Genomic DNA, 313 nt, shown 5'->3' with positions numbered 1-313 from the left:
TTACAGATGTTCTTAAAATAATGGTTATATTAACATCAAGCTTAAACCTTAACCAATAAAAAAAGGCCACTCCCAAAAGAGTAGCCTTTAAATTAAAACCAAACAATTAACTAAACTAACCCGCCTCAGAAACCACCTGCGTAAGCATCGGCTTCAAAAACTCACCCGTGTGTGAGCCTTCGACCTCTGCGACCTCTTCTGGCGTACCCTCCGCGATAATCATGCCGCCGCCTTTACCGCCTTCAGGGCCAAGATCAATCACCCAATCGGCTGTTTTGATGACATCGAGATTATGCTCGATGACCACGATGGT

The 313-nt window shown here is 44.4% G+C and carries 1 protein-coding gene; it reads right to left on the bottom strand.

Features of this window, described 5'->3' with window-relative positions; genetic code table 11:
- Positions 1-115: 115 nt before the first annotated feature.
- Positions 116-313: hypothetical protein (locus B3V51_RS10560; RefSeq protein ID WP_286708384.1), on the bottom strand; the 198-nt coding region annotated here is incomplete at its 5' end.

The organism is Psychrobacter sp. UBA2514, assembly GCF_002341255.1.
GTDB lineage: Bacteria > Pseudomonadota > Gammaproteobacteria > Pseudomonadales > Moraxellaceae > Psychrobacter > Psychrobacter pacificensis.
This window is presented reverse-complemented; position numbering and strand designations above follow the sequence as displayed.